Raw genomic sequence first — 26,484 nt, 5'->3', positions numbered from 1 at the left:
GGGCGGCGGCTGCTCTTCGGCGCGCGGGCAGCAGGCGCCTGCTGCCCTTGATGCAGGCATTACTGACGATCCGTCGGATCGATCTGAGAACGACGATAACGCATCGACTCTTTAATTAAAGACAGATGGGAGAAGGTTCCCCCTCGCGGGGGACACGCGCCGCCGAGCCCGGATGGATCCACCGGCGACCGGCGCGGCACACTGGCCTCTGCACCAGCTGAGAGGACGCCATGGCCCTTCGAGTCCCCACCCTCCGTCAACGGCGCCTTGGCGCCGAACTGCGGAGGATGAGAGAGCAAGCCGGCTTCGGCGGCAGCCACCTTGCCCGTCTGCTTGGGGTGACTGCTGCCTTGGTGAGTCAGATGGAGAACGGGAAGTCGGCCGTCAGCGAGGAACGTCTGCGTGAGATCGCGGCGGCCTGCGCGTGCACCAACGAGCCCCTGATCGCCTCACTCGCTGACATGATCCGGGAGCGAGAGACTGGCTGGTGGGAGGAGTACAGCCCGAGGCTGACCACCGAGCTGCTCGACGTTGCAGCGATCGAGGCACACGCCCAGCGGATCGCCACCTATTCGATTACCTTCCTGCCCGGGCTGCTTCAGACTCCCGCGTACGCCGCTTCGGTGTTCGCTCGCGCGATCCCGCCACTGCCGCAGCCCGATGTCGATCTCCGCCTGGCTTTCCGCCTGCGGAGGCAGCAGATCATCCGCAACGGCGCCACGCCATACACGGCGTTCATCCATGAAGCCGCACTGCGGATGCAGTTCAGCGGGCCGGAGGCGCTCGCCGAGCAACTTGGCGCCCTCATCGAGCATTCCGAGAGCCCCGGCATCTCCGTTCGAGTCGTGCCGTTTAAGATCGAATCGCTGCCTGGCCCCAGCGAGAACTTCGTCCATATCGCGGGCCCGGTGCCTGAGCTGGACACCGTGCAGATCGACATCAGCTTCGGGTGTCCGCTCTTCGACGCACCCTCGGACCTGGCAAGTTACCGCGAGATCCTCGACAGGATGGCGTCTGTGGCCCTTTCCGAAGATGACTCGCGAGACTTCATCCGATCCATCAAGAAGGAGATAGAGGGCAATCATGAGTAGCCCTGAATGGCAGAAGTCCAGTTACTCCGGCTCCAGCAACGCGTGCGTTGAGGTCCGGGCTGCTGATGGGGTGATCGAGCTCCGTGAGTCCGATGAGGGCGACGTCATCGTCCGCACCACGCGCCTCAAGTTCGCCACGTTCCTCCAGGGTACGAAGGCCGGCGAGTTCGACCACCTCACCACCAACCCCTGAGCGAATCGTTCCGGCGGCCTCTTGCTCCCCGCAAGAGGCCGCCGGTAGCTAGCCTGGCTCTCATGACCAGCCCCGCATGGCAGAAGTCCAGTTGCTCCGGTGCCAACTCTGACTGCGTCGAGGTCCGTACCGTCGACGGGATCGTCGAGCTCCGGGAGTCCGACGAGGGTGATGTCATCATCCGGACCACCCGCCCCAACCTCGCGGCCTTCCTCCAGGCTGCCAAAGCCGGCGAGTTCGACCACCTCACCACCCCCTGAACGAAGAGCCCCCGCGCCCGCCACCCCGGGGGCGCGGGGGCCGTCTGTCGTCCGAAGGCTCAGACCTCCCGAACTCCTGCCCGCCAGACCGCCGCCGTGAGCGGCACGCCCGGGCGGTAGGCCAGGTGGACGTGCGAGGGGGCGTCGAGCAGCAGCAGGTCGGCCCGCGCGCCGACCGCCACCGTGCCAACGTCACTGCGCCGCAGCGCGTGCGCGCCACCGGCCGTGGCCGCCCAGACGGCCTCGTCCGGCGTCATGCCCATCTCCCGCACCGCCACGGCAATGCAGAACGCCATCGAACTCGTGAAGCTGGAGCCCGGGTTGCAGTCAGTGGACAGCGCCACCACCGCCCCCGCGTCCAGCAGCCGGCGCCCGCTCGGGTACTCGGCCCGGGTGGAGAACTCCGCGCCCGGCAGCAGGGTCGCGACCGTCGCCGAACCGGCCAGTGCCGCCACGTCCTCGTCCGTCAGGTGGGTGCAGTGGTCCGCCGAGGCGGCCCCCAGCTCCACCGCCAGCTGCACGCCCGGCCCGTACGTCAACTGGTTGGCGTGCACCCGCGGTGTGAGGCCCTTCTCGATCCCCGCCGTCAAAACAGCCCGCGCCTGGTCCCCGTCGAACGCGCCCTTCTCGCAGAACACGTCCACCCAACGGGCGTGCGGCGCACAGGCGTCCAGCATCTCGCCGGTCACCAGGTCCACATAACCCGCCGGGTCCTCGGCGTACTCGGGGGCCACGATGTGCGCGCCCAGGTACGTCGTCTCCGGGGTGTGCTTCGCCGCGATCCGCAGCGCCCGGGCCTCGTCCTCGACCGTCAGCCCGTAGCCGGACTTGCACTCGATGGTGGTGGTGCCCTGCCGCAGCGCCTCCCGGACGAACCCGGCCAGGTTGGCGTCCAGCTCAGCGTCCGAAGCCGCCCGGGTGGCCGCCACCGTCGTACGGATGCCGCCCGCCGTGTACGCCTGCCCGGACATCCGGGCGTTGAACTCGGCCGTACGATCCCCCGCGAACACCAGGTGGGCGTGCGAGTCGACGAAGCCGGGCAGCAGGGCCCGGCCCTCGGCGTCGAAGCGCTCGTCCGCGGCCGGGGCTTGCGCGGCCGGGCCGACCCAGGCGACGGTGCCGCCCTCGACCACCACGGCCGCGTCGGCCAGCAGGCCGAGCGGCCCCGTGCCCTGCCCGGGGTCGTTGGTGACCAGGCTGCCGATGCCCGTGATCAAGGTGGTCCTGGTGCTCAAGACAACGCCTTCCGAAGGGAGTTGAACAAATGGGTCAGTAGTCCAGCGCGCGGATCGCGGACCGCAGCGCGCCCGGCACGTCGGCCACCAGCTGGTGCACGCCGTCCCGGACGACGTGCCGGCCGCCGACCACCACGTGCCGCACGTCCGCCGCCGAGGCCGCGAAGACCGCGATCTCGGCGCCGAGCCGGGGCGGCGGGCCCGCGGTGCGGACCGAGTCCAGCGCGATCACCGTGAAGTCGGCGAGCGCCCCGGCCTCGATCCGTCCGGCCTCCGGCCAGCCGAGCGAGGCGTGCCCGTCCTCGGTGCCGGCCCGCAGCAGCGCGTTCGCCGTCCAGTGCCCGCGGGTCTGGGTGCGCAGCCGCTCGTCCAGCTCCAGGGCGCGGGACTCCTCGAACGGGTCGATGACCGCGTGGCTGTCGCTGCCCAGGGTGATCGGGCAGCCCGCCGAGGCGAGCCGGCGGGCCGGGCCGATGCCGTCCGCGAGGTCCCGCTCGGTGGTGGGGCACATGCAGACGGTCGTGGAGGAGTCGGCGAGGAGCTTGACGTCCTCGTCGGTGAGGTGGGTGGCGTGCACGACCGAGGTGCGCGGGCCGAGCGCGCCGTGGTCGGCGAGCAGCCGGGTCGGGGTGACGCCGTGCGCGGTGAGGCAGGCGTCGTTCTCGGCGGTCTGCTCGGACAGGTGGACGTGCAGCGGCGCCTTGCGCATCGCCGCCCAGTGCGCGACGGTGCCCAGCTGCTCGGCCGGGACGGCCCGGACCGAGTGGATGGCGGCGCCGATCCGGGCGTGCTCGCGCGGCTTGAGCGCGTCCGCCCGCTCGGCCCAGGCCTGCGCGTCGCCGTCGCTGAACCGCTGCTGCGGCTTGGTCGGCTCGGCGCCGAAGCCGGCCGACAGGTAGCAGGTGTCCAGCAGGGTGATCCGGATGCCGGCCCGGGCGGCGGCCTCGATCAGCGCCTCGCCCATCGCGTTCGGGTCGGTGTAGCGGACGCCGCCGGGCGCGTGGTGCAGGTAGTGGAACTCGCCGACGGCGGTGATCCCGGCCAGCGCCATCTCGGCGTAGACGGCGGTGGCCAGCTCCAGGTAGGAGTCCGGGTCGAGCGCGCCGGCGAACCGGTACATGGTGTCGCGCCAGGTCCAGAAGGTGCCGGAGCCGACCTGCACGTGCCCGCGCAGCGCCCGGTGGAAGGCGTGCGAGTGGGCGTTCGCCTGGCCGGGCAGCAGCAGTCCGTCGAGGCGGACGGCGCCGGGCGGGCAGGGCCCGCTGTCCGGCGTCACCGAGGTGACCAGACCGCCGGGGCCGGCGGCGATCAGCACGTCGCGCTCGACCACCGGCCCGTTGGGGTGCGGCAGCCAGGCGTACTGCGCCCAGTAGGTCGCTGCGGTCACTGACACGCCAGGTCCTCCAGTACGTCGGCGAGGGCGGTGACCCCGGCCAGGCAGTCGGCCTCCTCGGCGTGTTCGGCCGGGGAGTGCGAGACGCCGCTGGGGTTGCGCACGAACAGCATGGCGGTCGGGATCGCGGACGCCAGGATCCCGGCGTCGTGTCCCGCGCCGGTGGGCAGCACCGGGGCGTCCAGCAGCTTGGCGAGCCGGTCGCGCAGCGGGCCGTCGAAGTCCACCACCGGGGTGTAGGACTCGCGGGTCAGCTCGACCCGGACGCCGTCGCGCTCGCCGCGCTCGGCGGCGGCCTGCTCGATCTCGGCGACCAGCGCGGTCAGCGTGCGCTCGTCGGCCGCCCGGGAGTCCAGCCAGCCGCGCACCAGCGAGGCGATCGCGTTGGTGCCGTTGGGCTCGACCGCGACCTTGCCGAAGGTGGCCAGCGCGCCCGCCTGCTTCGCCTTCTTGCGGGCGGCGAGCACGGTGTTGGCGTAGGTCAGCATCGGGTCGCGGCGGTCCTCGATCCGGGTGGTGCCGGCGTGGTTGGCCTCGCCGTGGAAGTCGAACCGCCAGCGGCCGTGCGGCCAGATCGCGCCCGCCACGCCGACCGGCTGCCCCTCGGCGAGGTAGCGGCCCTGCTCGACGTGCAGCTCGACGAAGGCGCCGATCCGGGCCAGCCGGTCGTCGTCCGCGCCGATCCCGGTCGGGTCGTAACCGGCCTTCTCCATCGCGTCGGGCAGCCGGACCCCGGCGGCGTCGCGCAGCTCGTACGCGGCCTCCGGGGAGAGCACCCCGGCGGTGAGCCGGGAGCCGATGCAGGCCACGCCGAACCGGGCGCCCTCCTCGTCACCGAAGTTGACGATCGCCAGCGGCCGGGTGAACTCGGCTCCCCGGGCGCGGAGTTCGTCCAGCGCGGCGAAGGAGGAGACCACCCCGAGCGGGCCGTCGAAGGCGCCGCCGTCCGGGACGGAGTCCAGGTGCGAGCCGGTGACGACGGCCCCGCCGGCCTGCGGGTCGCCCAGCCAGGCCCACTGGTTGCCGTTGCGGTCCAGCTCGTACGCGAGGCCGCGGTCGCGGGCCTGCTGCTCGAACCAGGCGCGGCACTCGGCGTCGGCGGAGTTCCAGGCGAAGCGGCGGTAGCCGCCGGAGGAGGCGGAGCGGCCCACGGGGAGCAGCTCCGCCCACATCTCCAGGAAGGAGTCGCTCATGCGCCCGCCTCGCTGCGCTCGGCAGCCGCTTCGCGCAACGCGCACCTGTCGATGGTTCGCTCTCCCCGAGCCTCCGGCCGGGGGTACCCCCACCGCTCGCTCACAGCTCGCCCATCGGGACGCGCACACCGCGCTCCGCGGCGACCTCGTCGGCCCGGTCGTAGCCGGCGTCCACGTGCCGGATGACGCCCATGCCCGGGTCGTTGGTGAGCACCCGCCGGATCTTCTCCCCGGCCAGTGCGGTGCCGTCGGCGACGGTGACCTGCCCGGCGTGGATCGAGCGGCCGATGCCGACGCCGCCGCCGTGGTGGATGGAGACCCAGGAGGCGCCGGAGGCGACGTTGACCATGGCGTTGAGCAGCGGCCAGTCGGCGATCGCGTCCGAGCCGTCCAGCATCGCCTCGGTCTCCCGGTACGGGGAGGCGACCGAACCGCAGTCCAGGTGGTCGCGGCCGATGACGATCGGCGCGGACAGCTCGCCGGAGGCGACCATGTCGTTGAAGCGCTCGCCGGCCTTGTCGCGCTCGCCATAGCCGAGCCAGCAGATGCGCGCGGGCAGGCCCTGGAAGTGCACCTTCTCCTGGGCCATCTTGATCCAGCGGTGCAGCGACTCGTTCTCCGGGAACAGGTCGAGGACGGCCTTGTCGGTCTTGTGGATGTCCTGCGGGTCGCCGGACAGCGCCGCCCAGCGGAACGGGCCCTTGCCCTCGCAGAACAGCGGGCGGATGTACGCGGGGACGAAGCCGGGGAAGGCGAAGGCGCGGTCGTAGCCGGCCAGCTGGGCCTCGCCGCGGATCGAGTTGCCGTAGTCGAAGACCTCGGCGCCGCGGTCCAGGAAGCCGACCATGGCCTCGACGTGCTTGGCCATCGACTCGCGCGAGCGGGTGGTGAACTCGGCGGGCTTCTCGGCGGCGTAGGTCGCCATGTCGTCGAAGTCGACGCCGACCGGCAGGTAGCTCAGCGGGTCGTGGGCGCTGGTCTGGTCGGTGACGATGTCGATCGGGGCGTCCATCGCGAGCAGCTGCGGGAAGAGCTCGGCGGCGTTGCCCAGCAGGCCGATGGACAGCGGCTGCTTCTTGTCACGGGCCGCGGTGGCCAGCTCCAGGGCGTGGGAGAGGTTCTTGGCCTCGACGTCCAGGTAGCGGTGCTCGATCCGGCGGGAGATCCGGGACGGGTCGCAGTCGATACAGATCGCCACGCCGCCGTTCATGGTGACGGCCAGCGGCTGGGCGCCGCCCATCCCGCCGAGGCCGGCGGTGAGGGTGATGGTGCCCTCCAGCGTGCCGTTGAAGCGCTTGTTGGCGACGGCGGCGAAGGTCTCGTAGGTGCCCTGGAGGATGCCCTGGGTACCGATGTAGATCCAGGAGCCGGCGGTCATCTGGCCGTACATGGTGAGCCCGAGGCTCTCCAGCCGACGGAACTCCTCCCAGTTGGCCCAGTCGCCGACCAGGTTGGAGTTGGCGATCAGCACGCGCGGCGCCCACTCGTGGGTCTGCATCACGCCGACCGGGCGGCCGGACTGGACCAGCATGGTCTCGTCCTGCTTCAGGCCCTGCAGCGTCTTCACCATCGCGTCGAAGGAGCGCCAGTCCCGCGCCGCCTTGCCGGTGCCGCCGTACACGACCAGCTTCGACGGGTGCTCCGCCACCTCGGGGTCGAGGTTGTTCATCAGCATCCGCAGGGCGGCCTCCTGCTGCCACCCCTGCGTCGTCAGCCCCGTCCCACGCGCCGCGCGCACCTCGCGCGGCCCGCTCGCCTGCTGCTGCACCATAGTCCCGGCCTCCCTGCGGATGGATTCATTCAAGCTCGGTTCGACTGAATATATCCAAACATTCAGTCTGCGACCAGACCCCGGACCCATCGGAACAGCCGGAGACTCGACCGGGCTCCAGGCACGCCGAAGCGCCCGTCCGGCGGTGCCGGGACGGGCCGCGGGGGCGGCTCTCATGCGGCCGCGTCGCCGTCCCAGTCGATGCCGATCTCGGCGAGCCAGCGGCGGTCGTCGGCATCGGGGGTGGGCGGGGAGGGCGGGCGGGGGATGTTCTGGACGGGGCCGAGGCCGTACTTCTCGGCGGCCGCGGCGGAGGGGGCGTCAGGCTCGATGACGCCGACGTGGACGGCGGACTCGTCGCCCGGGTCGATGACGGCCAGTTCGGGTTCGGGCAGGCGCCGCAGGGTGACGCGGCGTCCGCAAGCGGGGCAGGACCATTCGTCGGCACCCGAGGACAGGCGGGCGACGAACTTCATCTCGTGGATCACGCGCATGGGCGGCACCCCCTGACGTAGGGGATGCCCGGGTTTGTGGCGAGTACTCCCCCGCGGCTGCTCCAAGCTGTGACTGTTCCGGCTGTGCCTATTCCAAGAAGAGCCCGCGCGCCGCCGCCGACTGCTCGATCGCCTCCAACCGGGCCTCCGCGCCCGGGAGTTCGTCGCACATGGCCTGCAACAGCACCCGGCCGAGCATCATCGGCGCGCACGCGGTGTCGAAGACCAGCCCGGTGCCGACGGCGGCCGGCAGCATCAGGTCGGACAGCTTGGCGACCGGCGCGAAGGCGCTGTCGGCGACGGTGAGCACCGTCAGCCCGCAGTCCCGGGCCACCGCCAGCGCGTCCATCAGTTCCCGCGGGTAGCGCGGCAGCGCGAAGCAGAGCAGCGCGCTCGCCCCGGCCGCGGCGGCCTGTTCCAGCCGGTCGGCGAGCATGCTGCCGCCCTCGTCCAGCAGCCGGATGTCCGGGTGCACCTTGGCGGCGAAGTACGCGAAGCCGCGCGCCTGCGCCGAGGCGGCCCGCAGGCCGAGCACCGGCAGCGGGCGGGAGGCGGCGAGCAGCCGGGCGGCCCGGATGATGGGCTCCGGGTCGGCGAGGAGTTCGGCGAGGTGGCGCAGGTGCGCGATCTCGGCGAGCACGGCCTGCTGGTGCTCGTTGCGCACCGCGTCGTCCGGGGTCTCGGGGGCGGCCGGCTCTCCCCCGCCGAGTTCGCGCAGCTGCTTGCGCAGCGCCGGGTAGCCGTCGTACCCGAGCGCGACCGCGAAGCGGGTGACGGAGGGCTGGCTGACGCCCGCGAGTTCGGCGACCTCGACGCTGGACAGGAACGGCGCCTCGGTGGCGTGCCGCACCAGCGAGTGCGCGATCCGACGCTGGGTCGGCGTGAGCCGGTGCCCCTCGAACAGCTGGAGCAGTCGGGCGGAGGGGCCGACGCTGCCGGTCTCGTCGGTGGCGGTCATCAGCGGTACCTCCGGATGCGAGCGGTTCGGACGACGACTGTGCAGCAGCGCGCGGCGCCTGGCAAAGACGTCTCGTACGGCGGAACGCCCCGTGGGACGTCCCGGGGATCGGACAGGACGGTATCCGGACGGTGTCCGGGCGGTGTCCGGACGGTCGGGGGCGAGGCCGGAGGACGGTCGCGGCAGAGCTCGGGGGCAACCCTGATTTCTCCCTGAGCCCGCCCCGGATTCCCCCGCGAACGGATGGACCGGGCACCCGGCAGCCACCAGGCTGGACCCCATGGACACTCGCCAGGACGACCTGCGGCGCGACCTCGACGCCACCCTGCAGGCCCGCAAGGAGCTCGGCAAGGAGTACGAGGACGAGCTCGTCGACTCCTTCATGAAGCGGCTCGACGCCCGCCTGGACGCCCGGGTCGAGCGCTCCGTCGCCCAGCGGTTGGACGACTACGAGCCCGGTCCGCACCACGACCGCCACAGGCGGTCCCGCCACCAGGGCCGGGGCTGGAACAAGCGCTCCGGCAACGGGCTGGCGGTGGTCTCGATGGCGTTCGGCATCCCGCTGACCGCGATCGCCAGCAGCCCCGGCAGCGGCGGCTTCGCCGGCCTGCTGATCTGCTGGGCGGGGATCGTCGGGGTCAACTTCGCCGCCGCGTTCGGCGAGCGCCGGGGCCGCGAGGACCGCCGGCCGCGGGACGACTGGGACTGAGGCCCGGTCGCCCCGCGGCGAGGGGGCGTCAGGCCAGCGGGCCGGTGACCTTCTCCACCGCGCGCACCAGCTCGCCGGAGGCGACCAGCGCAGCCGCCGCCTCCAGGTCCGGCGAGAGGAAGCGGTCGCGGCCGGCGCCGCCGACCCCCGCCTCCCGGGCGACGGCCAGCGCGGCCGCGGTCGCCGGGGCGATCCGGCCGGCCGAGTCGGCCTGCTGACGGATCTCCAGCGCGCGGGCGGCGGCGGTCAGTTCGACGGCGAGGATCCGGCCGAGGTTCTCGACGGCCTGACGCAGCTTGCGCGCGGCCGACCAGCCCATCGACACGTGGTCCTCCTGCATCGCGGAGGACGGGATCGAGTCGACCGAGGCCGGGACGGCGAGCCGCTTGTTCTCGCTGACCAGCGCCGCCTGGGTGTACTGGGCGATCATCAGACCGGAGTCCACGCCCGGGTCGTCGGCCAGGAAGGCTGGCAGGCCGTGCGAGCGGGCCTTGTCGAGCAGCCGGTCGGTGCGGCGCTCGGAGATCGAGCCGAGGTCGGCGGCGGCGATGGCGAGGAAGTCCAGCACGTACGCGACCGGGGCGCCGTGGAAGTTGCCGTTGGACTCCACCCGGCCGTCCGGCAGCACCACCGGGTTGTCCACCGAGGCGGCCAGCTCGCGGGAGGCGACCAGCTGGGCGTGGGCGAGGGTGTCGCGGCCCGCGCCGGCCACCTGCGGGGCGCAGCGGATCGAGTACGCGTCCTGGACCCGCGGCGCGTCGTCCTGGTGGTGGCCGGTGAGGCCGGAGTCCTTGAGCACGGCGAGCATGTTGGCGGCGCTCAGCGCCTGGCCCGGGTGCGGGCGGATCGGGGCGTGCAGCTCGGGGGCGAGCACCTTGTCGGTGCCGAGCAGCGCCTCGAGGGTCATCGCGGCGGTGATGTCGGCGGTGGTGAACAGCCGCTGCAGATCGGCGATGGCCATCACCAGCATGCCGAGCATGCCGTCGGTGCCGTTGATGAGGGCCAGGCCCTCCTTCTCCAGCAGCTCGACCGGCTCGATCCCGGCGGCGGCGAGCAGCTCGGCGACGGGCTTCTCCACGCCGTCCGGGCCGGTGGCGGTGCCCTCGCCCATCAGGACCAGCGCGCAGTGCGACAGCGGCGCGAGGTCGCCGGAGCAGCCGAGCGAGCCGAACTCCCGGACGACGGGGGTGATGCCCGCGTTGAGCAGGGCGGCCATGGTCTGCGCGACCAGCGGGCGGACGCCGGTACGGCCGGAGGCCAGCGTCTTCATCCGCAGGAACATCAGCGCGCGGACCACCTCGCGCTCGACCGCCGGGCCCATGCCGGCGGCGTGCGAGCGCACCAGCGACCGCTGCAGCTGCGCGCGCAGCTCGGGGCTGATGTGCCGCACGGCGAGCGCGCCGAAGCCGGTCGACACGCCGTAGACGGGACGCGGCTCGGCCGCGAGGGCGTCGATCCGGGCGCGGGAGGCGGCCATCTCGGCCTGCGCGTCGGGACCGATCTCGACCCGGGCGTTGCCCCGGGCGACGGCCAGAACGTCCTCGGCGCTGACGTCGGCCTTGCCGACCAGGACCAGCGGAGCGTCGGGGGCCACAGCACTGTGCATATCCATATACACCATCACATCAGGTGAATGAAGATATGACAACAGCTGCCCGTCATCCGGATTCTCCGTCGCCCGGATCCGCACCGCACACCGCGGCCCCCACCCGGCCCACCGCGCCGCCGCCCCGCGGCCGCCCGGGACCGTCCGCGCCCGCCCACCGGTGCCCGCCCGTCAGGCCTTCAGCTCCGCCTCGATCAGGTCGGCCGCCCGGGTGGTGCCGCCCTCGGCCCGGCCGGCGGCGGACAGCTGCCGCAGCCGTTCGGCCACCGCCGGGTCGCCGACCAGCTCCAGCAGTGCCGCGCGCAGCGCCTCCGGGGTGGCCTCCTCGGTGTCCAGCCGGCGGGCGACGCCGAGACCCACGAGCGCGTCGGCGTTGGCGAACTGGTCGGCGGCCTGCGGCACCGCGATCATCGGCACGGCGTGGAACAGCCCCTCGCTGGAGCCGCCCATACCCGCGTGGGTGACGAAGGCGTCCGCCTGGGCGAGCACCGACAGCTGCGGCACCCAGCGGTGCACCTCGACGGTGTCCGGCACCTCGCCGAGCTCGGCGAGGTCGGTGTGCGCGCCGATCTGCAGCACGGTGTGCCAGCCCGGCAGGTCCCCGAAGGCCTGGACGCAGGCCCGGTAGAACGCCGGGTGATGGGTGAACGCCGAGCCCAGCGAGACCAGCAGCACCTTCTCGGCGCCGGCCGGGCGCTGCCACTCGCCCTGGTGGGCCCGGTCGCCGAAGCAGGGGCCGACGAAGCTGATCCGCTGCTCGTCGACCCGGTCGGCGTTGGGCTGCAGGGCGCGCGGGACGAGCGCGATCGCCCGCTCCGGGCGGTTCTTGAAGGCGTCCACGTCGCGCTGCACCGCCCCGGCCTCGGCCAGCCAGTCGGCGAAGCGGCGGTAGTGCTCGGCGCCGCCCGGACCGGTGCGGATCGCCTCGAACATCTCCGCCAGGTCCTGCTCGAAGCCCTCCCAGCCGACGAAGGTGGGCGACAGCTGCACCACCGGCACCCCCAGCCGCTCTCCGAGCGCCCGGCCCGCGTAGCCCGCGATGTCGCAGAGCACCAGGTCGGGCCGGTCGTCGGCGAAGGCCTCCAGCAGGACGGGCCACATCGAGAGCGCGTCGTCCAGGAACAGCTCCTGGATCGCCACCGGATCCTCCATCCAGCCGTTGGCGTCGTCGGCGAGCGGCAGCTTCGTCGGGTACGGGACGAAGGTGGCGCCGGTGGACTCGACGGTCTCCCGGAAGGTGGCGTCGTTGACGTAGCTGACCCGGTGGCCGCGGGCGACCAGCTCGGTGATCACGGCGAGGCTGGGGTTGACGTGCCCGTGGGCCGGGACGGAAACCATCAGGATGTGTGCGGGGCGGGTCATGGGCACCTCCGGGGTAGCGACTTGAGACGAGACGGTCCGTCTCGCGATGTCTTGAGAAGACAATACGTCTCGTCTCGTCGTTTGGCATAGACTTTTTTCCCATGACTTCCAGAACCGCCCCGGACCCCGCCCGCCGCAGCGAACGCGCACGCGCCGCCGTCCTCGCCGCCGCCACCGAACTCGTCGCCGAAGTCGGCTACGGCAAGGTCACCATCGAGGCGATCGCCGCCCGCGCCGGCGTCGGCAAGCAGACCATCTACCGCTGGTGGCCGTCGAAGGGAGCGGTCGTCTTCGACGCCTTCCTCGCGGCCAGTGAACACGAGGGCAGCCTCGCCCTCCCCGACACCGGCGACCTCGCCGCCGACTTCCGGGCCGTCCTGCGCCCCACCTGTGACGAACTCTCCGACCCGGGCGCCGACCGCACCTACCGCGCGCTCCTCGCCGAGATCCTCAACGACCCCGCGCTGCACGCCGAGTACCGCACCCGCCTGCTGGACCCGCTGCTGGAGGTCACCCGCGACCGGCTCCGCAAGGCCCGCGAGGCCGGCCGGCTCGCCCCCGACACCGACCTCGACCTGGCCGTCGAACTCCTCTACGGCCCGCTCTACTACCGCTGGCAGTACCGGCTCGGCCCGCTCACCCACGACCACGCCGACCACCTGGTCGACGCCGCGCTGCGCGCCGTCGCCCCGGCTACGCCCCGCGGCGGTTCGACCGCCTGACCAGGAGGACGACCAGGACGGTGACCAGCAGGGCGAGCAACAGGCCCGTGGCGAGCCACCCGAAGAAGCCCCGGAAGAAGCCGTGGAGGAAGCCGCGCGTCGCCTTCTTCTTCGCCTTCGACTTCGACTTCGACTTCGACTTCGACTTCGATCCGGCGAGCTGGGTGATCCGGTGCGCCCTGACCGCGTCCCGCGCCTGCGGCGACCGCTCCGGCACCGTCCGCTCCGGCACCGTCCGCTCCGGCACCGGCCGCGCCGCGCCGCCCGTCCGCACCGCCGGGACCACCGGCACCGCCGACGCCGGAGCGGCCACCGCCACCCCGCCACCGAGCACCAGCACCCCGGTCACCGCCGCCCCGACCAACCGTCTACCCACGACCCGCGCCCCCGTTCCCGTTCGACCGACCCCCCACCATCCCACCGCCCCGCCCGCCCGCGGCACCCCCCGGCCCCGACCGCGACCCACCCGCGACACCCCGGTCACCGAATCGGCACACGACGGCGGCGACCCGCGGAACGACGCCACCGGGAGGGGAACGCCGAGGGGCGCGCCGCAGCGGCTCCCCGCTCACGCCCGCGGCTCACACCACCGGCGGTGAAGCCGCGCCCGAGAGGGCGACGGCGACCAGGGCCCGCATGGCACAGGCCGCCTGCCCGAGCGGAAGGGTGGCATCGTCGGCGAAGAGCTCGACGAGCCAACCGCCGGCCGGGTTCTGGCCGCCGGCGGCGACCATGCCCCGGTAGCCGGAGACGACGAGCATGGCCTCCTCCGCCGGGTCGTTGCCGGCGGCGCCGGCCCGGAGGGCGAAGGCCGCGCCGCGGACGGCGCGGCGGGTCATCGGGTAGTGGCGCAGGTCGAAGACGGCGTCGGGCGCCTCGATCTGGGCGCGCTGGGTCTCGGCGCGGGTGCTGCTGGGGCCGCTGGTCATCCGGTAGACGGCGTGCTGGGCGGTGCGCATGAGGTGGGAGCCGGGCGGGACGTACGAGACCCACCAGCCGACGGCGTCGAGCAGCCGGGCGGAGGCCTCGGCGACGATGACGAGCTTGCCGAGGGTGTCGGCCGGGTGGACGGCCCGGGCGGTCGCGGCCTGGTCGAGGGCGGAGAGGACGGCGGTGAGCAGCTGACCCGGATCGGCGCTGTGGGCGGCGCCGCGGAACCGCCGCCGGTCGCCCGCGCCGGCCCGTCCGTTCGGTGCGCGCCGCCCGTCGGCCCGGTGGTGCGGGTCGGCGGCGTCGGCGAGTAGCACGGTGGGGTCGGGCGAGAAGCCGGGGCCGTGGCTGCGCCCGGCGACCACGGGGTGGGCGGCGCGGGCGGCCTTGGCCCGGTACTGGGCGGCGTCGGCGAGCCGGAAGAGCCGGTCGGGGGTGGTGACGGGCCCGATCGAGTCGCCGGTGGAGGCGACCCCGCAGGCCACGCCCTCGCCCTCGGAGAGCGCGAGCGCCCGGGCGCACAGCTCTTCGGCGACGGCGACCACCTCGTCGGCCTTCTGCCCTTCCACGAGGAGGCAGAACTCGTCGCCGCCGAGCCGCGCGGCGAGGCTGCCGGGGAGCTTGGCGGCGGCCAGCGAGAGCTGGTGGGCGAAGCGTTCCAGCAGCCGGTCGCCCATCTCGTGGCCGAGCTGGTCGTTGACCCGCTTGAGCCCGTTGACGTCGCAGACGACCAGCGAGACGACGGTGTTGTCCCGGTTGTGCGCCTCCAGCGCGCCCTCCAGCCGGGCGTCGACGGCGCGCCGGTTGGCGAGGCCGGTGAGCGGGTCGGAGAAGGCGAGCTTGCGCAGGTCGGCGAGGCGCTCGGTCTGGGCGAGTCCGGCCGAGACCTGGGCGGCGAGCAGGGTCGCGTAGTCGGCGTCGGCCTCGGTGAACGCGGGCATCCCGACCGAGCGGGCGAGGTACAGCTCGCCCCAGGCCTGCCCGTGCAGCACGATCGGCGCGACGACGCAGCAGGCCCGCCCGCGCCGGCGCAGCGCCGCGGCGCGTTCCTGGCAGTACGCGCCGGCGGTCGGATGCGCGTGACCGGCGTGCGGTTCGCTGTCCTCGGCGGTCTGCAGCCAGGCGCGCGGCAGCCGCCCGGTGGTCCAGCGCTCCTCCAGGTACGTGACGATCTCGGGGAAGTCGGCGACGGGGTACGACTCGTCCTCGGGCAGCTCCTCCTCGCCGGCGGCGAGGTCGCCGTGGTTGACCAGGACCCGCAGCCGGCCGGATTCGCGGTCCCAGACCGAGACGGCGGCCATGGTGGCGCCGAGCGCCTCGGTGGCCCGGGCGGCGGCGGCCCGGACGGCTTCCAGCGGGGTGAGCGCGCCGGCCATGTCCTGGGCGAGCTCGACCACGGACTGCAGTCTGAGGTCGGGCAGCGGGTCGCGGTGCGGCGATCCGCCGCCGTCGCAGCCGCGGTCCGTCATGATCGCCTCACTGCTCACCGGCTCGCCTCGCTCCCTGTGCTCGGTCCTGCCAGACCCCGTCGGCCGGTCGAACCCGACCGGCCGCTTGCACCAAGACTATGGCGGTTTCGTTCGGTTATGCCCCGTTTGCCCGGATGGCCTCACGGCGGACCGTACGGGTTTCAACCGTTCGGCACCCGGAGGTCACCGCCCGCGCCCCGCACCCGGCCCCGCACCCGCCCGCACCGCCTGCCGCGCGCCTACTCGGCCTTCAGCCGCCGGGTCAGCAGCCAGGGCTCGACCAGCCCAAGCCCCCGCACCGGTCGGCGCCACATCGGCTGCAGGTGGAACCGGGCCCCGGCCTCCGGCCCCGGCATCGGCAGCCCGGAGGCGGGCATCCCCGCGGCGGCCGACAGCGCCTCGGCCAGGCCCGGCCCCTCCGAGTCCGCCGGGGCCACGCTGCCGTTCTGCTCCAGCGCGGCGGCGAACTCGCCGTCGATCAGCACCGCGTCCTTGGGCGCGATCGAGGTGAGCCGACTGGCCAGGTTGACGGTGGTGCCGAAGACGTCGCCCATCCGCGAGGTGACCGTGCCGAAGGCCATGCCGACCCGCAGCGGCGGGATGGTGTCGTCCTCGGACAGCGCCTCGATCAGGCTCAGCGCGATCTCGGCGGCGGTCGCCGGGTCCTCGGAGACGTAGAGGATCTCGTCGCCGAGGGTCTTGATCACCCGGCCACCCTGCCCGGCGATCAGGTCCGAGCAGGTGTTCTCGAAGGTCTCGACGAGTTCCCCGAGCTCCTCCTCCTCCAGCCGCCGGGACAGCCGGGTGAAGCCGACCAGGTCGGCGAAGCCGACGGCGAGCCGCCCGCTGGTGATCTCGTGGTCCTCCGCGGCCTGCACCACCCGGCCGGTGACGGCGGCCAGCTGGCGCCGCCAGACGTACACCAGGAACTGCTCCAGTTCCGGCAGCAGCAGCTCGACCAGCGGGTAGGCGACGTCGGCGCGGGTCAGCCCGGGCTCGACGGACTGGGTGAGGTTCTCCAGGAAGGTGTCCATCTGCCAGCCGGCCAGCCGGGCCGTGGTCTGGCCGGTGGAACGGGCCACCTGGATCGCCATGGACTCGCTCAGCAGCCCGGACTCGACCAGGCCCGCCAGCCGCCGCAGCGCGATCACGTCGCCGTCGGTGAGCGCCCGGGACTGACCGATGTCGGGGAAGCCCATGGCCCGCCAGAAGCGGGTGGCCAGCTCCATCGGGACGTCGGCGGCGCGCGCGGCCTGGTACGGCGTGTAACGGCGTGGGGCGTCCAGGATCAGGCGTTCCAGTTCGAGCGCGACCGTGGGGTCGTGGCTGCCCGCCGTCGTGCCGCTGCTGCCGTCCTCTGCCACCGGTCCATCCCCGTGCGGTCGCCGCACTCGCCTCGTGTCCTACCTGTCCGGGCGCGCCGTCCGCCACCCGGGCGGGCAGTGGCGCGCCTCACACCGTTGCCAGGTGGAATGTTCGCACGGAATCGCCGGATCCGGGGCATCCGCCCGGGTCAAGGAGAGGTGAAGACTGCCGTTCAGCGGGCTTCGGGGCGCACGTGGACGACGTCGCCCGCGCCGACCGCCCGGCGTGCGCCGTCGGGCGTACGAACCACCAGCCGCCCGTCGCCGTCGACCGCCACCGCCTCGCCGACCAGCTCGGTGTCGCCGGGCAGGTGGACCTTCACCTGGCGGCCGAGCGTGGTGCAGCGGTCCACGTAGGCGCGCAGCAGGTCGCTGGTGTGCGGGTCGCCGGCCGCGGCCGTCCACTCCCGGTACAGCACGGCGAGTTCGCGCAGCAGGGCCCGCAGCAGGGTGCCGCGGTCGGTGGTGGCGGCGCCGGCCAGCTCGAGGGAGGCGGCGGTCGGGACGGGCAGCTCGTCGGCCCGCAGCGTGACGTTGAGGCCGAGGCCGACGACCACCGCACCACCGGACAGCTCGGTGAGGATGCCGCCGATCTTGCGCTCCGCGCCGTCGATCTCCACCTGCAGGTCGTTGGGCCACTTCAGCCCGACCTCGACCTCGGCGACCCGGCCGAGCGTGCTGGCCGCGGCGACCCCGACCAGGATCGGCAGCCAGCCGTAGCGCTCGACCGGCACCTCCTCCGGGCGCAGCAGGACGGACAGGAACAGCCCGGAGCGGGCCGGGGCGGTCCACTGCCGGTCCAGCCGGCCGCGCGCGGCGCTCTGCGCCTCGGCCACCAGCACGGCGCCCTGGACGGCGCCCTCCCGGGCGCGGGCGGCGAGGTCGCTGTTGGTGGAGCCGGTCTCGGCGACGACGTCCAGCGAGGTCCAGAGCCCGCCCGGGACGACGAGGTCGCGGCGCAGCGCCTCCTCGTCCAGCGGCGGACGGTCCAGGTCGGTCCAGGGCGACGGCCCGGCGTGGCCGAATCCGCGCAGTCCGCTGCGGCGGGGGGTGTCGGGAGCACTCATGCGCCCACCTCGCTCCGCTCGGCGAGGGCATTCGCCCACGCGCACCCCTCCACGACCCGCTCGCTTCGCTCGCTCATGGGGAAGACCCTAGAACGTGGGCACCCCCGTGGGACGTAGGCCGCCCCATCGTCCCGCAGAACGCCCGTCAACAAAACTGTGTCGATGGCCATAACGCCAGGACATGACGGATAGCCCTTCGCGCTGGCTACGCTACCCAGCGGTAGTTCGTAGCGCCGCCCTGCCCTCTTGTGCGGACCCCCACCACTCGGTCCGCGCGCACCCGTACAGGTCGCGGCCATGGATCAGGGAGAGCCACCGGATGACCGAGGCGTCGTACGACCCCCACACCACCGCGGGCAAGCTCGCCGACCTGCGGCGCAGGCTGGACGAGGCGGTGCACTCCGGCTCGGCCAAGGCCGTGGAGAAGCAGCACGCCAAGGGCAAGCTGACCGCGCGCGAGCGGGTCGCGGAGCTGCTGGACGAGGACTCCTTCGTGGAGTTCGACGAGTTCGCCCGGCACCGCTCGACCAACTTCGGCCAGGAGAAGAACCGCCCGTACGGCGACGGCGTGGTGACCGGCTACGGCACCGTCGACGGCCGCCAGGTCGCGGTCTTCGCCCAGGACTTCACCGTCTTCGGCGGCTCCCTCGGCGAGGTCTTCGGCGAGAAGATCGTCAAGGTGATGGACTTCGCGCTGAAGACCGGCTGCCCGGTCATCGGCATCAACGACTCCGGCGGCGCCCGGATCCAGGAGGGCGTGGTCTCGCTCGGCCTGTACGGCGAGATCTTCCGCCGCAACGTGCACGCCTCGGGCGTCATCCCGCAGATCTCGCTGATCATGGGCCCCTGCGCGGGCGGCGCGGTGTACTCCCCCGCGATCACCGACTTCGTGGTGATGGCCGACCAGACCTCGCACATGTTCATCACCGGCCCGGACGTGATCAAGACCGTCACCGGCGAGGACGTGGGCATGGAGGAGCTGGGCGGCGCGCGCACCCACAACACCAAGTCCGGCAACGCGCACTACCTGGCCTCGGACGAGAAGGAGGCGGTCGAGTACGTCAAGAGCCTGCTCTCGTACCTGCCGTCCAACAACCTGTCCGACCCGCCGGCCTACCCGGAGCAGGCCGACCTCTCGGTCACCGACGAGGACCTCGAACTCGACACGATCGTGCCGGACTCGGCGAACCAGCCGTACGACATGCGCAAGGTCATCGAGCACATCGTCGACGACGGCGAGTTCCTGGAGACCCAGCCGCTGTACGCGGGCAACATCATCACCGGCTTCGGCCGGGTCGAGGGCCAGTCGGTGGGCATCGTCGGCAGCCAGCCGATGGACCTGGCCGGCTGCCTGGACATCAACGCCAGCGAGAAGGCCGCCCGCTTCATCCGCACCTGCGACTCGTTCAACATCCCGGTGCTGACCTTCGTCGACGTGCCCGGCTTCCTGCCCGGCACCGAGCAGGAGTGGGACGGCATCATCCGCCGCGGCGCCAAGCTGATCTACGCCTACGCCGAGGCCACCGTCCCGCTGATCACCGTGATCACCCGCAAGGCCTTCGGCGGCGCCTACGACGTCATGGGCTCCAAGCACCTGGGCGCCGACCTCAACCTGGCCTGGCCGACCGCCCAGATCGCCGTCATGGGCGCGCAGGGCGCGGTCAACATCCTGCACCGCCGGGAGATCGCCGAGGCCGAGGCGGCCGGCAACGTCGAGGAGAAGCGGGCCGAGCTGATCGCCTCGTACGAGGACACCCTGCTGAACCCGTACCTGGCGGCCGAGCGCGGCTACGTCGACGCGGTCATCGCGCCGAGCGAGACCCGCCGGCACATCGTCCGGGGCCTGCGGGCGCTGCGCGGCAAGCGCGAGGTGCTGCCGCCGAAGAAGCACGGCAACATCCCCCTGTAGGCCCCATCCCTGTCGGGAGAGAACCAGCCATGTCCCCGATCCACGTGCTGCACGGGCAGCCGACCCCCGAGGAGCTGGCCACCGTTCTGGCGGTGGTCCAGGCCCGGGCCGCCGCCGCGCAGGCCGCCGCCGAGGCGGCGCGTCAGGCCGGCGCCGGCCCGGCCGCCCCCTGGAACGACCGCTCCCGCCTGCTCCGCCCCGCCCTCCGGCCCGGCGCCCACGCCTGGCGCACCTCGGGCTGGGCGCACTGAGGCCGGCAGGAACACACTGAAGCACCCCCCGCAGCGCGGGAAGTCGGCCCGTCCGACTTCCCGCGCTGTTACTCGCCCACTCGCCGCCCGGATCGCCCCAAACCTGAGTACGGATACTCAGGCGCCCGCCCCCGGGCACGGCGCACTCTGGACGGGTGCTCTGGTCAGACCCCCGCGACGAGCCCTCGCCCGAGGCCCGTCGGATGCAGGAGCGGATGCATCGGGCCGGCAAGGTGCTCGCCGCCATCCTGCTGGTGGGCTCCGTCCTGCTGATGATCGCCCGGTTGTTCACCTGAACGGCGGACGCCGGCACCCCCTACCCTGGTGGCCATGACCGACCAGCGCGCCCTCGTCCTCGCCTCCGCCTCCCCCGCCCGCCTCGGGCTGCTGCGCCAAGCGGGTCTCGACCCGCGCGTGGTGGTCAGCGGCGTCGACGAGGACGCGATCAGCGCCGCCTCCCCCGCCGAGCTCGCGCTCGTCCTGGCCGAGGCCAAGGCGAAGGCCGTCGCCGCCGAACTCACCGGCGGCGAGCTGGTGATCGGCTGCGACTCCGTCCTGGAGCTGGACGGGCAGGCGCTCGGCAAGCCCGCCGACGCCGCCGAGGCGGTGGCCCGCTGGCAGTCGATGCGCGGCCGCGCCGGGGTGCTGCGCACCGGCCACTGCGTGATCGACACGGTGACCGGCCGGCAGTCCTCGGCCACCGCCTCCACCACCGTCCGCTTCGGCACCCCGGACGACGACGAGATCGCCGCGTACGTGGCCTCCCGCGAACCGCTGTACGTGGCCGGGGCGTTCACCCTGGACGGCCGCTCGGCGCCGTTCGTCGACGGGATCGACGGTGACCCGGGCAACGTCATCGGACTCTCCCTTCCGCTGCTGCGCCGCCTGCTCGCCGACCTCGACGTCCGCATCGTCGATCTGTGGACCAAGTGACCTCCCGCATCCGGCGGTTGGCCCTCTAAGCTGGCCGCCGTCCGGACGGGGGAGGGAAACGCGGCGATGACCGACAGCGTGCTCAATGTGGTGCTGGGCCTGGTGGCCAGCGCGATCAGCGCCGGCCTCGGCTGGCTCGCCCAGGCCCTGCGGCGGCGCCGCCGGGTCGAACGGGTGCGAGAGTTCCTCGGGCTGCCCGCCGACAGCGAGTGCCTGATCGTGGTGCCGCGCAGCATCGGCGCGGGCTCGCACGCGAACACCGTCACCCGGCGGGACGCCTACGCCCTGATGTGGCTGGCCGGGCTGGTCGAGGAGTGCGGGGCGCGGCCCGAACTGGTCGCGCACGACGCGGCGCACCGGGGCTTGGGCGCCAAGACCGAGCTCTGCCTGGGCGGTCCGGTCAGCAACGAGCGGATGGCCGCCCACCTGGCCTGGGGCCTGCCGGGCGTGCTGGTCACCTCCGGTCCCGGAGCGGGCAGCAACGTGCTCGTGGTGGGCGACCGTGACTACACCGCCGACCAGGACCAGGCGCACACCCTGCTGGCCCGGATCGCCACTCCGGACGGCGGCCGCCCGGTGTTCCTGATCTCCGGTCAGACCGGCACCGCCAACCAGGCCGGTGTGCGCTACCTGGTCGCCCACCACCGCGAACTCGCCCGCAGGCACGGCCGCAACGGGACCTTCGCGCTCGTCCTGCGGGTGGTCAAGCCGCAGGCCTACGGGCCGGACATGGTGGAGCTGGCGGCCGACGTGACGGCCGAGGCACTGCGGCGGCCCGACACCCGCACAGGCGCCGCTTGAGCGGTCCGGGCGAGAGTGTGGCCCATGCCACCGTCCCGCCACGCCGCCCCTCCGTCACCCGCCGTGGCCCCGCCGCCAGGCCCCCACCTGCCGCGACCTGCGGCGTCTCCTACGGGCCGGTAGCGAGGCCCCTGATCCCATCACCCAGCGTGTGGGATAGTTCACAACCGGGGGCTACTCGCCGGTACTGCCCGGGAATCCATAAACTCAACGAGGTTCAAGAAGGGAGCCACAGTGCGCAAGGTGCTCATCGCCAACCGCGGGGAAATCGCCGTCCGCGTCGCCCGGGCCTGCTCGGACGCCGGTATCGCCAGCGTCGCCGTCTACGCCGAGCCGGACCGGGATGCGCTGCACGTCCGCGCGGCCGACGAGGCTTACGCGCTGGGCGGTGACACCCCCGCTACCAGCTACCTCGACATCGCCAAGGTCCTGAAGGCGGCCGCCGACTCCGGCGCCGACGCCGTCCACCCGGGCTACGGGTTCCTGTCGGAGAACGCGGACTTCGCCCAGGCCGTGCTCGACGCGGGTCTGATCTGGATCGGCCCGCCGCCGCAGGCCATCCGCGACCTCGGTGACAAGGTCACCGCCCGGCACGTGGCGCAGCGCGCCGGTGCCCCGCTGGTCGCCGGTACGCCGGACCCGGTCTCGGGCGCCGACGAGGTCGTCGACTTCGCCCGGGAACACGGCCTGCCGGTCGCCATCAAGGCGGCCTTCGGCGGCGGCGGCCGCGGCCTCAAGGTCGCCCGCACCCTGGAGGAGATCCCGGAGCTGTACGACTCCGCGGTGCGCGAGGCGGTCGCCGCCTTCGGTCGCGGCGAGTGCTTCGTCGAGCGGTACCTGGACAACCCCCGCCACGTGGAGACCCAGTGCCTCGCCGACAAGCACGGCAACGTGGTCGTCGTCTCCACCCGTGACTGCTCGCTGCAGCGCCGGCACCAGAAGCTGGTCGAGGAGGCGCCCGCGCCGTTCCTGACCCCCGAGCAGAACGCCGAGCTGTACCGGGCGTCCAAGGCCATCCTGAAGGAGGCCGGCTACCAGGGCGCCGGGACCTGCGAGTTCCTGGTGGCGCTGGACGGCACGATCTCCTTCCTGGAGGTCAACACCCGTCTGCAGGTCGAGCACCCGGTCACCGAGGAGGTCACCGGCCTCGACCTGGTCCGCGAGATGTTCCGGATCGCCGACGGCGAGGAGCTCGGCTACGACGACCCCGAGGTGCGGGGTCACTCCTTCGAGTTCCGCATCAACGGCGAGGACCCGGGCCGCAACTTCCTGCCCGCGCCCGGCACCGTGACGCTGTTCGCCCCGCCGTCCGGCCCGGGCGTGCGCCTGGACTCCGGCGTGGAGACCGGCTCGGTCATCGGCCCGGCCTGGGACTCCCTGCTGGCCAAGCTGATCGTCACCGGCCGCGACCGCAAGCAGGCCCTGGAGCGGGCCCGCCGCGCGCTGTCCGAGTTCAAGGTGGAGGGCATGGCCACCGCCATCCCGTTCCACCAGGCGGTCGTCACCGACCCGGCGTTCGCGCCCGAGGTGCACGGCAGCGACGAGCCGTTCAAGGTCTTCACCCGGTGGATCGAGACCGAGTTCGAGAACACCATCCCGCCGTTCACCGGTGCCGCCGGCGACGGCGAGGAGGCCGAGGGCCGGGAGACCGTCGTGGTCGAGGTCGGCGGCAAGCGGATCGAGGTCTCGCTGCCGTCCTCGCTGGGCGTGGCGGCCGCCCCGGCGGCCGGCGCGGCCGGTGCCGCCAAGGCCAAGCGCCGGGTGGGCGCCAAGAAGGCCGGCTCGGCCGTCAGCGGTGACACCCTGGCCTCGCCGATGCAGGGCACCATCGTCAAGGTCGCCGTCGAGGAGGGCCAGGTCGTCGCCGAGGGCGAGCTGATCGTGGTCCTGGAGGCGATGAAGATGGAGCAGCCGCTGAACGCCCACAAGGCGGGCACCATCGTCGGCCTCAAGGCCGAGGTGGGCGCGAGCGTCAGCAGCGGCGCCGCGCTCTGCGAGATCAAGGACTGACCCCGCTCGGGGACTGACGCGTCCCCGGAGCACCGACCGGTCCGCACACCCCGAGGGGTGTGCGGACCGGTCGCGTTCTGCGGGGACGCGGGCGGCGGTTGCGGGCCGGCTCAGCGCCCGCGCGGCAGGCCCAGCTCGGCCAGCCGGACCGGCATCCCGCCGGGGCCGACCGGCCCGCCGTGGGCGCCGGGGCGGCGCTGGCCGGGCAGCGGGGCGCCGCCGGGGGGCGGTCCGCCACGGCGGCCCAGCGGGCCGGGCTGGGTCTGGTGGACCGGGCCGCTGCCGGTGCCGTGCACCGGGGCGTCGCCGATCGGGGCCGCCCCGATCGGCGCCAGGTCGATCTGAACCCCGCAGTCGGCGAGCGCGTCCAGCTCGCGGGCGGTGGTGTCGTCCGCGGTGGCCTGCTCGTCGGTGACCAGCCGGGTGATCGTCTCGGTGGCGACGGTCTGGAACATGCCGGCCGCGCCGAGCTTGGTGTGGTCGGCGAGGACGATGACCTCGGCGGCCGCCAGCACCATGGCCCGGTCCACGCTCGCGGACAGCATGTTCGCGGTCGACAGCCCGCGCTCGGCGGTCAGCCCGCTGCCGGAGATGAAGGCCTTGGTGACCCGCAGCCCCTGCAGCGACTGCTCGGCGCCGCTGCCCACCAGGGCGTAGTTGGAGCCGCGCAGGGTGCCGCCGGTCATCACCACCTCGACCCGGTTGGCGTGCGCCAGCGCCTGGGCGACCAGCAGCGAGTTGGTGACCACCGTCAGCCCGGGCACCCGGGCCAGTCTGCGGGCCAGCTCCTGGGTGGTGGTGCCGGCGCCGACCACCACCGCGTCACCCTCCTCCACCAGGCCGGCGGCGAGGTCCGCGATGGCGCTCTTCTCCGCCGCGGACAGGTGGGTCTTCTGCGGGTAGCCGGGTTCGCGGCTGAAGCCGCCGGGGAGCACCGCGCCGCCGTGCCGGCGGTCGAGGAGCCCTTCTGCCTCCAGCGCCCGCACGTCACGGCGCACGGTCACTTCGGAGGTCTGGACGACGCGGGCCAACTCCCGGAGCGAGACGGCTCCGTTGGCGCGCACCATTTCGAGGATCAACTGGCGACGTTCTGCAGCAAACACAGGACCGACGGTAACCTGCGTGACCGTCTGCTTTCAGGCGTTTGCAGCTAGTAGCGGGAATTGCTCGCGCACGAGCGGCGCGTGACCGTACAATACGCGCCGTCAATAGCCCGGGACTGCGCCCGCCGTCCGGGTGACGTTCGGTCATGCGCGAGGGGCGGCGCCCATCGGCAGCCGCCCCTCAACTGTGCGCCGGACGCTCAGGATTCGCCGTCGGCCCGCTTGCGGATGTGCAGCTGCCGGGCGGCCTCGGCGGTCGAGCCGGAGACGGACGGGTAGACGGTGAAGGCGCTGGCCACCTGTTCGACCGTCAGATTGGCGTCCACCGCGAGCGAGATCGGGTGGATCAGCTCGCTGGCGCGCGGGGCGACGACCACGCCGCCGACCACGATGCCGGTGCCCGGGCGGCAGAACAGCTTCACGAAGCCGTCCCGGATGCCCTGCATCTTCGCCCGCGGGTTGCCGCGCAGCGGGAGCTTGACCACGACGGCGTCCATCTTGCCGCACTCCACGTCGGCCGCGGTGTAGCCGACGGTGGCGATTTCCGGGTCGGTGAAGACGTTGGAGGCCACGGTCTTGAGGTTCAGCGGCTGCACCGCGTCGCCGAGCGCGTGGTACATCGCGATCCGGCCCTGCATCGCCGCCACCGAGGCGAGCATGAAGACGCCGGTGCAGTCGCCGGCCGCGTACACGCCGGGGGCGGTGGTGCGGGAGACCCGGTCGACCTGGATCTGGCCCCAGTCGTTGAGCTTGACCCCGGCCTCCTCCAGGCCCATCTCGGCGGTGTTGGGGATCGAGCCGACCGCCATCAGGCAGTGCGAGCCCTCGATCACCTTGCCGTCAGCCAGGGTCACCTCGACCCGGTCGCCGATCCGCTTGACGCTCTCGGCGCGCGAACGGCCCATCACGTTCATGCCGCGGCGGCGGAAGACGTCCTCCAGCACCTCGGCGGCGTCCGGGTCCTCGCCCGGCAGCACCCGGTCGCGGCTGGACACCAGGGTGACCTTGGAGCCGACCGCCTGGTACGCGCCGGCGAACTCGGCGCCGGTCACGCCGGAGCCGACCACGATCAGCTCGCGGGGCAGCTCCTCCAGGTCGTACACCTGGGTCCACGTCAGGATCCGCTCGCCGTCCGGCTGGGCGTCCGGCAGCTCGCGCGGGTGGGCACCGGTGGCGATCAGCACCGCGTCGGCGCGCAGCGACTGCACGGTGCCGTCGGGCGCGTCCACCAGGACCTCGCGGGAGCCGTCCACGGCCTGCCCGCCGGTGCCGAGCCGGCCGCGGCCGCGCAGCACGGTGACGCCGGCGCGGGTGACGGACTGGGTGATGTCGTGGGACTGCGCGATCGCCAGCCGCTTCACACGGCGGTTGACCTTGCCCAGGTCCACGCCGATGACCCGGGCGGCCTGCTCGATCGGCGGGGTGTCGTCCGCGACGAGGATGCCGAGCTCCTCGTACGAGCTGTCGAAGGTGGTCATCACCTCCGCGGTCGCGATCAGCGTCTTCGACGGAACGCAGTCCGTGAGCACCGCCGATCCGCCCAGACCGTCGGTGTCGACGACGGTCACCTCCGCGCCGAGCTGTGCGGCGACCAGGGCCGCCTCGTAGCCGCCGGGTCCGCCACCGATGATCACGATCCGAGTCACGCTCCCCATTGTCC

General features: G+C 73.2%; 24 protein-coding genes and 1 pseudogene. 11 read left to right on the top strand and 14 right to left on the bottom strand.

Features of this window, described 5'->3' with window-relative positions:
• Window positions 1-230 precede the first annotated feature (230 nt).
• The 3 genes from ACZ3TI_RS02525 (at window position 231) to ACZ3TI_RS02515 (ending at window position 1,544) form a co-directional block, all read left to right on the top strand.
• Entirely contained in the window at window positions 231-1,091 is an 861-nt protein-coding gene (locus ACZ3TI_RS02525) for a helix-turn-helix domain-containing protein (RefSeq protein ID WP_465722445.1), read from the top strand.
• Entirely contained in the window at window positions 1,084-1,284 is a 201-nt protein-coding gene (locus tag ACZ3TI_RS02520) for a DUF397 domain-containing protein (protein ID WP_465722443.1), read from the top strand. The genes ACZ3TI_RS02525 and ACZ3TI_RS02520 overlap by 8 nt, the downstream gene beginning before the upstream one ends.
• A gap of 62 nt (window positions 1,285-1,346) precedes the next feature.
• Window positions 1,347-1,544, top strand: a complete 198-nt coding sequence (locus ACZ3TI_RS02515) for a DUF397 domain-containing protein (RefSeq protein WP_465722441.1) — start codon at window positions 1,347-1,349, stop codon at window positions 1,542-1,544.
• A gap of 59 nt (window positions 1,545-1,603) precedes the next feature.
• Here the strand turns inward: ACZ3TI_RS02515 and hutI are convergent, their stop codons facing one another.
• The 6 genes from hutI to ACZ3TI_RS02485 form a co-directional block, all read right to left on the bottom strand.
• Window positions 1,604-2,779: an imidazolonepropionase gene (hutI, locus tag ACZ3TI_RS02510; protein ID WP_465722439.1), complete on the bottom strand. Its 1,176-nt coding sequence runs from the start codon at window positions 2,777-2,779 to the stop codon at window positions 1,604-1,606.
• A gap of 34 nt (window positions 2,780-2,813) precedes the next feature.
• Complete coding sequence (locus ACZ3TI_RS02505; protein WP_465722437.1) at window positions 2,814-4,172, bottom strand: formimidoylglutamate deiminase; 1,359 nt, start codon at window positions 4,170-4,172, stop codon at window positions 2,814-2,816.
• The gene (locus tag ACZ3TI_RS02500; protein WP_465722435.1) at window positions 4,163-5,365 is read right to left on the bottom strand and encodes an allantoate amidohydrolase; all 1,203 of its coding nucleotides are present in this window, start codon (window positions 5,363-5,365) and stop codon (window positions 4,163-4,165) included. The genes ACZ3TI_RS02505 and ACZ3TI_RS02500 overlap by 10 nt, the downstream gene beginning before the upstream one ends.
• Before the next feature lie 100 nt (window positions 5,366-5,465).
• Window positions 5,466-7,136, bottom strand: a complete 1,671-nt coding sequence (hutU, locus tag ACZ3TI_RS02495) for a urocanate hydratase (protein ID WP_465722433.1) — start codon at window positions 7,134-7,136, stop codon at window positions 5,466-5,468.
• A gap of 173 nt (window positions 7,137-7,309) precedes the next feature.
• Window positions 7,310-7,630, bottom strand: a complete 321-nt coding sequence (locus ACZ3TI_RS02490; protein ID WP_465722431.1) for a hypothetical protein — start codon at window positions 7,628-7,630, stop codon at window positions 7,310-7,312.
• 88 nt (window positions 7,631-7,718) lie between these two features.
• Window positions 7,719-8,588 carry a MurR/RpiR family transcriptional regulator gene (locus ACZ3TI_RS02485; protein WP_465722429.1) on the bottom strand — a complete coding sequence of 290 codons (870 nt, stop codon included), beginning with the start codon at window positions 8,586-8,588 and terminating at the stop codon, window positions 7,719-7,721.
• Window positions 8,589-8,868: 280 nt separating this feature from the next.
• On the opposite strand from ACZ3TI_RS02485, the gene ACZ3TI_RS02480 reads away from it, so the two are divergent.
• Complete coding sequence (locus ACZ3TI_RS02480; RefSeq protein WP_465722427.1) at window positions 8,869-9,297, top strand: hypothetical protein; 429 nt, start codon at window positions 8,869-8,871, stop codon at window positions 9,295-9,297.
• Window positions 9,298-9,325: 28 nt separating this feature from the next.
• On the opposite strand, the gene hutH is transcribed toward ACZ3TI_RS02480, so the two are convergent.
• Together hutH and ACZ3TI_RS02470 are read right to left on the bottom strand one after the other, a co-directional pair.
• Window positions 9,326-10,903: a histidine ammonia-lyase gene (gene hutH / locus ACZ3TI_RS02475; protein WP_465722425.1), complete on the bottom strand. Its 1,578-nt coding sequence runs from the start codon at window positions 10,901-10,903 to the stop codon at window positions 9,326-9,328.
• Window positions 10,904-11,074: 171 nt separating this feature from the next.
• Window positions 11,075-12,265, bottom strand: coding sequence for a macrolide family glycosyltransferase (locus tag ACZ3TI_RS02470; protein ID WP_465722423.1), 1,191 nt, complete (start codon window positions 12,263-12,265; stop codon window positions 11,075-11,077).
• A 101-nt stretch (window positions 12,266-12,366) separates the two neighbouring features.
• Between ACZ3TI_RS02470 and ACZ3TI_RS02465 the strand changes: the two genes are divergently transcribed.
• Window positions 12,367-12,987, top strand: coding sequence for a TetR/AcrR family transcriptional regulator (locus ACZ3TI_RS02465; RefSeq protein WP_465722421.1), 621 nt, complete (start codon window positions 12,367-12,369; stop codon window positions 12,985-12,987).
• Here ACZ3TI_RS02465 and ACZ3TI_RS02460 read toward each other — a convergent pair.
• The 4 genes and pseudogenes from ACZ3TI_RS02460 to ACZ3TI_RS02445 all read right to left on the bottom strand — a co-directional run bounded on the left by ACZ3TI_RS02460 (window position 12,959) and on the right by ACZ3TI_RS02445 (window position 17,817).
• Window positions 12,959-13,363, bottom strand: coding sequence for a hypothetical protein (locus tag ACZ3TI_RS02460; RefSeq protein ID WP_465722419.1), 405 nt, complete (start codon window positions 13,361-13,363; stop codon window positions 12,959-12,961). The two genes, ACZ3TI_RS02465 and ACZ3TI_RS02460, sit on opposite strands and share 29 nt — an antisense overlap.
• Before the next feature lie 772 nt (window positions 13,364-14,135).
• Window positions 14,136-15,293: pseudogene (locus tag ACZ3TI_RS02455) on the bottom strand (GGDEF domain-containing protein); the annotation flags it as partial.
• Window positions 15,294-15,625: 332 nt separating this feature from the next.
• Window positions 15,626-16,750 carry an adenylate/guanylate cyclase domain-containing protein gene (locus tag ACZ3TI_RS02450; RefSeq protein ID WP_465722417.1) on the bottom strand — a complete coding sequence of 375 codons (1,125 nt, stop codon included), beginning with the start codon at window positions 16,748-16,750 and terminating at the stop codon, window positions 15,626-15,628.
• Between the two features lie 173 nt (window positions 16,751-16,923).
• Window positions 16,924-17,817, bottom strand: a complete 894-nt coding sequence (locus ACZ3TI_RS02445; protein ID WP_465722415.1) for a biotin--[acetyl-CoA-carboxylase] ligase — start codon at window positions 17,815-17,817, stop codon at window positions 16,924-16,926.
• A gap of 319 nt (window positions 17,818-18,136) precedes the next feature.
• On the opposite strand from ACZ3TI_RS02445, the gene ACZ3TI_RS02440 reads away from it, so the two are divergent.
• From ACZ3TI_RS02440 to ACZ3TI_RS02415, 6 genes are all read left to right on the top strand, one after another.
• Entirely contained in the window at window positions 18,137-19,726 is a 1,590-nt protein-coding gene (locus ACZ3TI_RS02440; protein ID WP_465722413.1) for an acyl-CoA carboxylase subunit beta, read from the top strand.
• 29 nt (window positions 19,727-19,755) lie between these two features.
• The gene (locus tag ACZ3TI_RS02435) at window positions 19,756-19,977 is read left to right on the top strand and encodes an acyl-CoA carboxylase epsilon subunit (RefSeq protein WP_465722411.1); all 222 of its coding nucleotides are present in this window, start codon (window positions 19,756-19,758) and stop codon (window positions 19,975-19,977) included.
• A 155-nt stretch (window positions 19,978-20,132) separates the two neighbouring features.
• A complete protein-coding gene (gene mmpB, locus ACZ3TI_RS02430) occupies window positions 20,133-20,273 on the top strand; it encodes a morphogenic membrane protein MmpB (RefSeq protein WP_465722409.1) in 141 nt (46 codons plus the stop codon).
• Window positions 20,274-20,307: 34 nt separating this feature from the next.
• A complete protein-coding gene (locus tag ACZ3TI_RS02425; RefSeq protein WP_465722407.1) occupies window positions 20,308-20,910 on the top strand; it encodes a nucleoside triphosphate pyrophosphatase in 603 nt (200 codons plus the stop codon).
• Window positions 20,911-20,976: 66 nt separating this feature from the next.
• Window positions 20,977-21,711 (top strand): hypothetical protein, encoded by a 735-nt coding sequence (locus ACZ3TI_RS02420; RefSeq protein ID WP_465722405.1) that lies wholly within the window; start codon window positions 20,977-20,979, stop codon window positions 21,709-21,711.
• A 234-nt stretch (window positions 21,712-21,945) separates the two neighbouring features.
• Window positions 21,946-23,721: an acetyl/propionyl/methylcrotonyl-CoA carboxylase subunit alpha gene (locus ACZ3TI_RS02415; RefSeq protein ID WP_465722403.1), complete on the top strand. Its 1,776-nt coding sequence runs from the start codon at window positions 21,946-21,948 to the stop codon at window positions 23,719-23,721.
• 110 nt (window positions 23,722-23,831) lie between these two features.
• Here the strand turns inward: ACZ3TI_RS02415 and ACZ3TI_RS02410 are convergent, their stop codons facing one another.
• Together ACZ3TI_RS02410 and ACZ3TI_RS02405 are read right to left on the bottom strand one after the other, a co-directional pair.
• A complete protein-coding gene (locus tag ACZ3TI_RS02410) occupies window positions 23,832-24,788 on the bottom strand; it encodes a DeoR/GlpR family DNA-binding transcription regulator (RefSeq protein WP_465722507.1) in 957 nt (318 codons plus the stop codon).
• Between the two features lie 236 nt (window positions 24,789-25,024).
• Window positions 25,025-26,479, bottom strand: coding sequence for an NAD(P)H-quinone dehydrogenase (locus ACZ3TI_RS02405; RefSeq protein WP_465722401.1), 1,455 nt, complete (start codon window positions 26,477-26,479; stop codon window positions 25,025-25,027).
• Window positions 26,480-26,484 lie beyond the last annotated feature (5 nt).

The organism is Kitasatospora sp. NPDC023120 (assembly GCF_055560835.1).
This window is presented reverse-complemented; position numbering and strand designations above follow the sequence as displayed.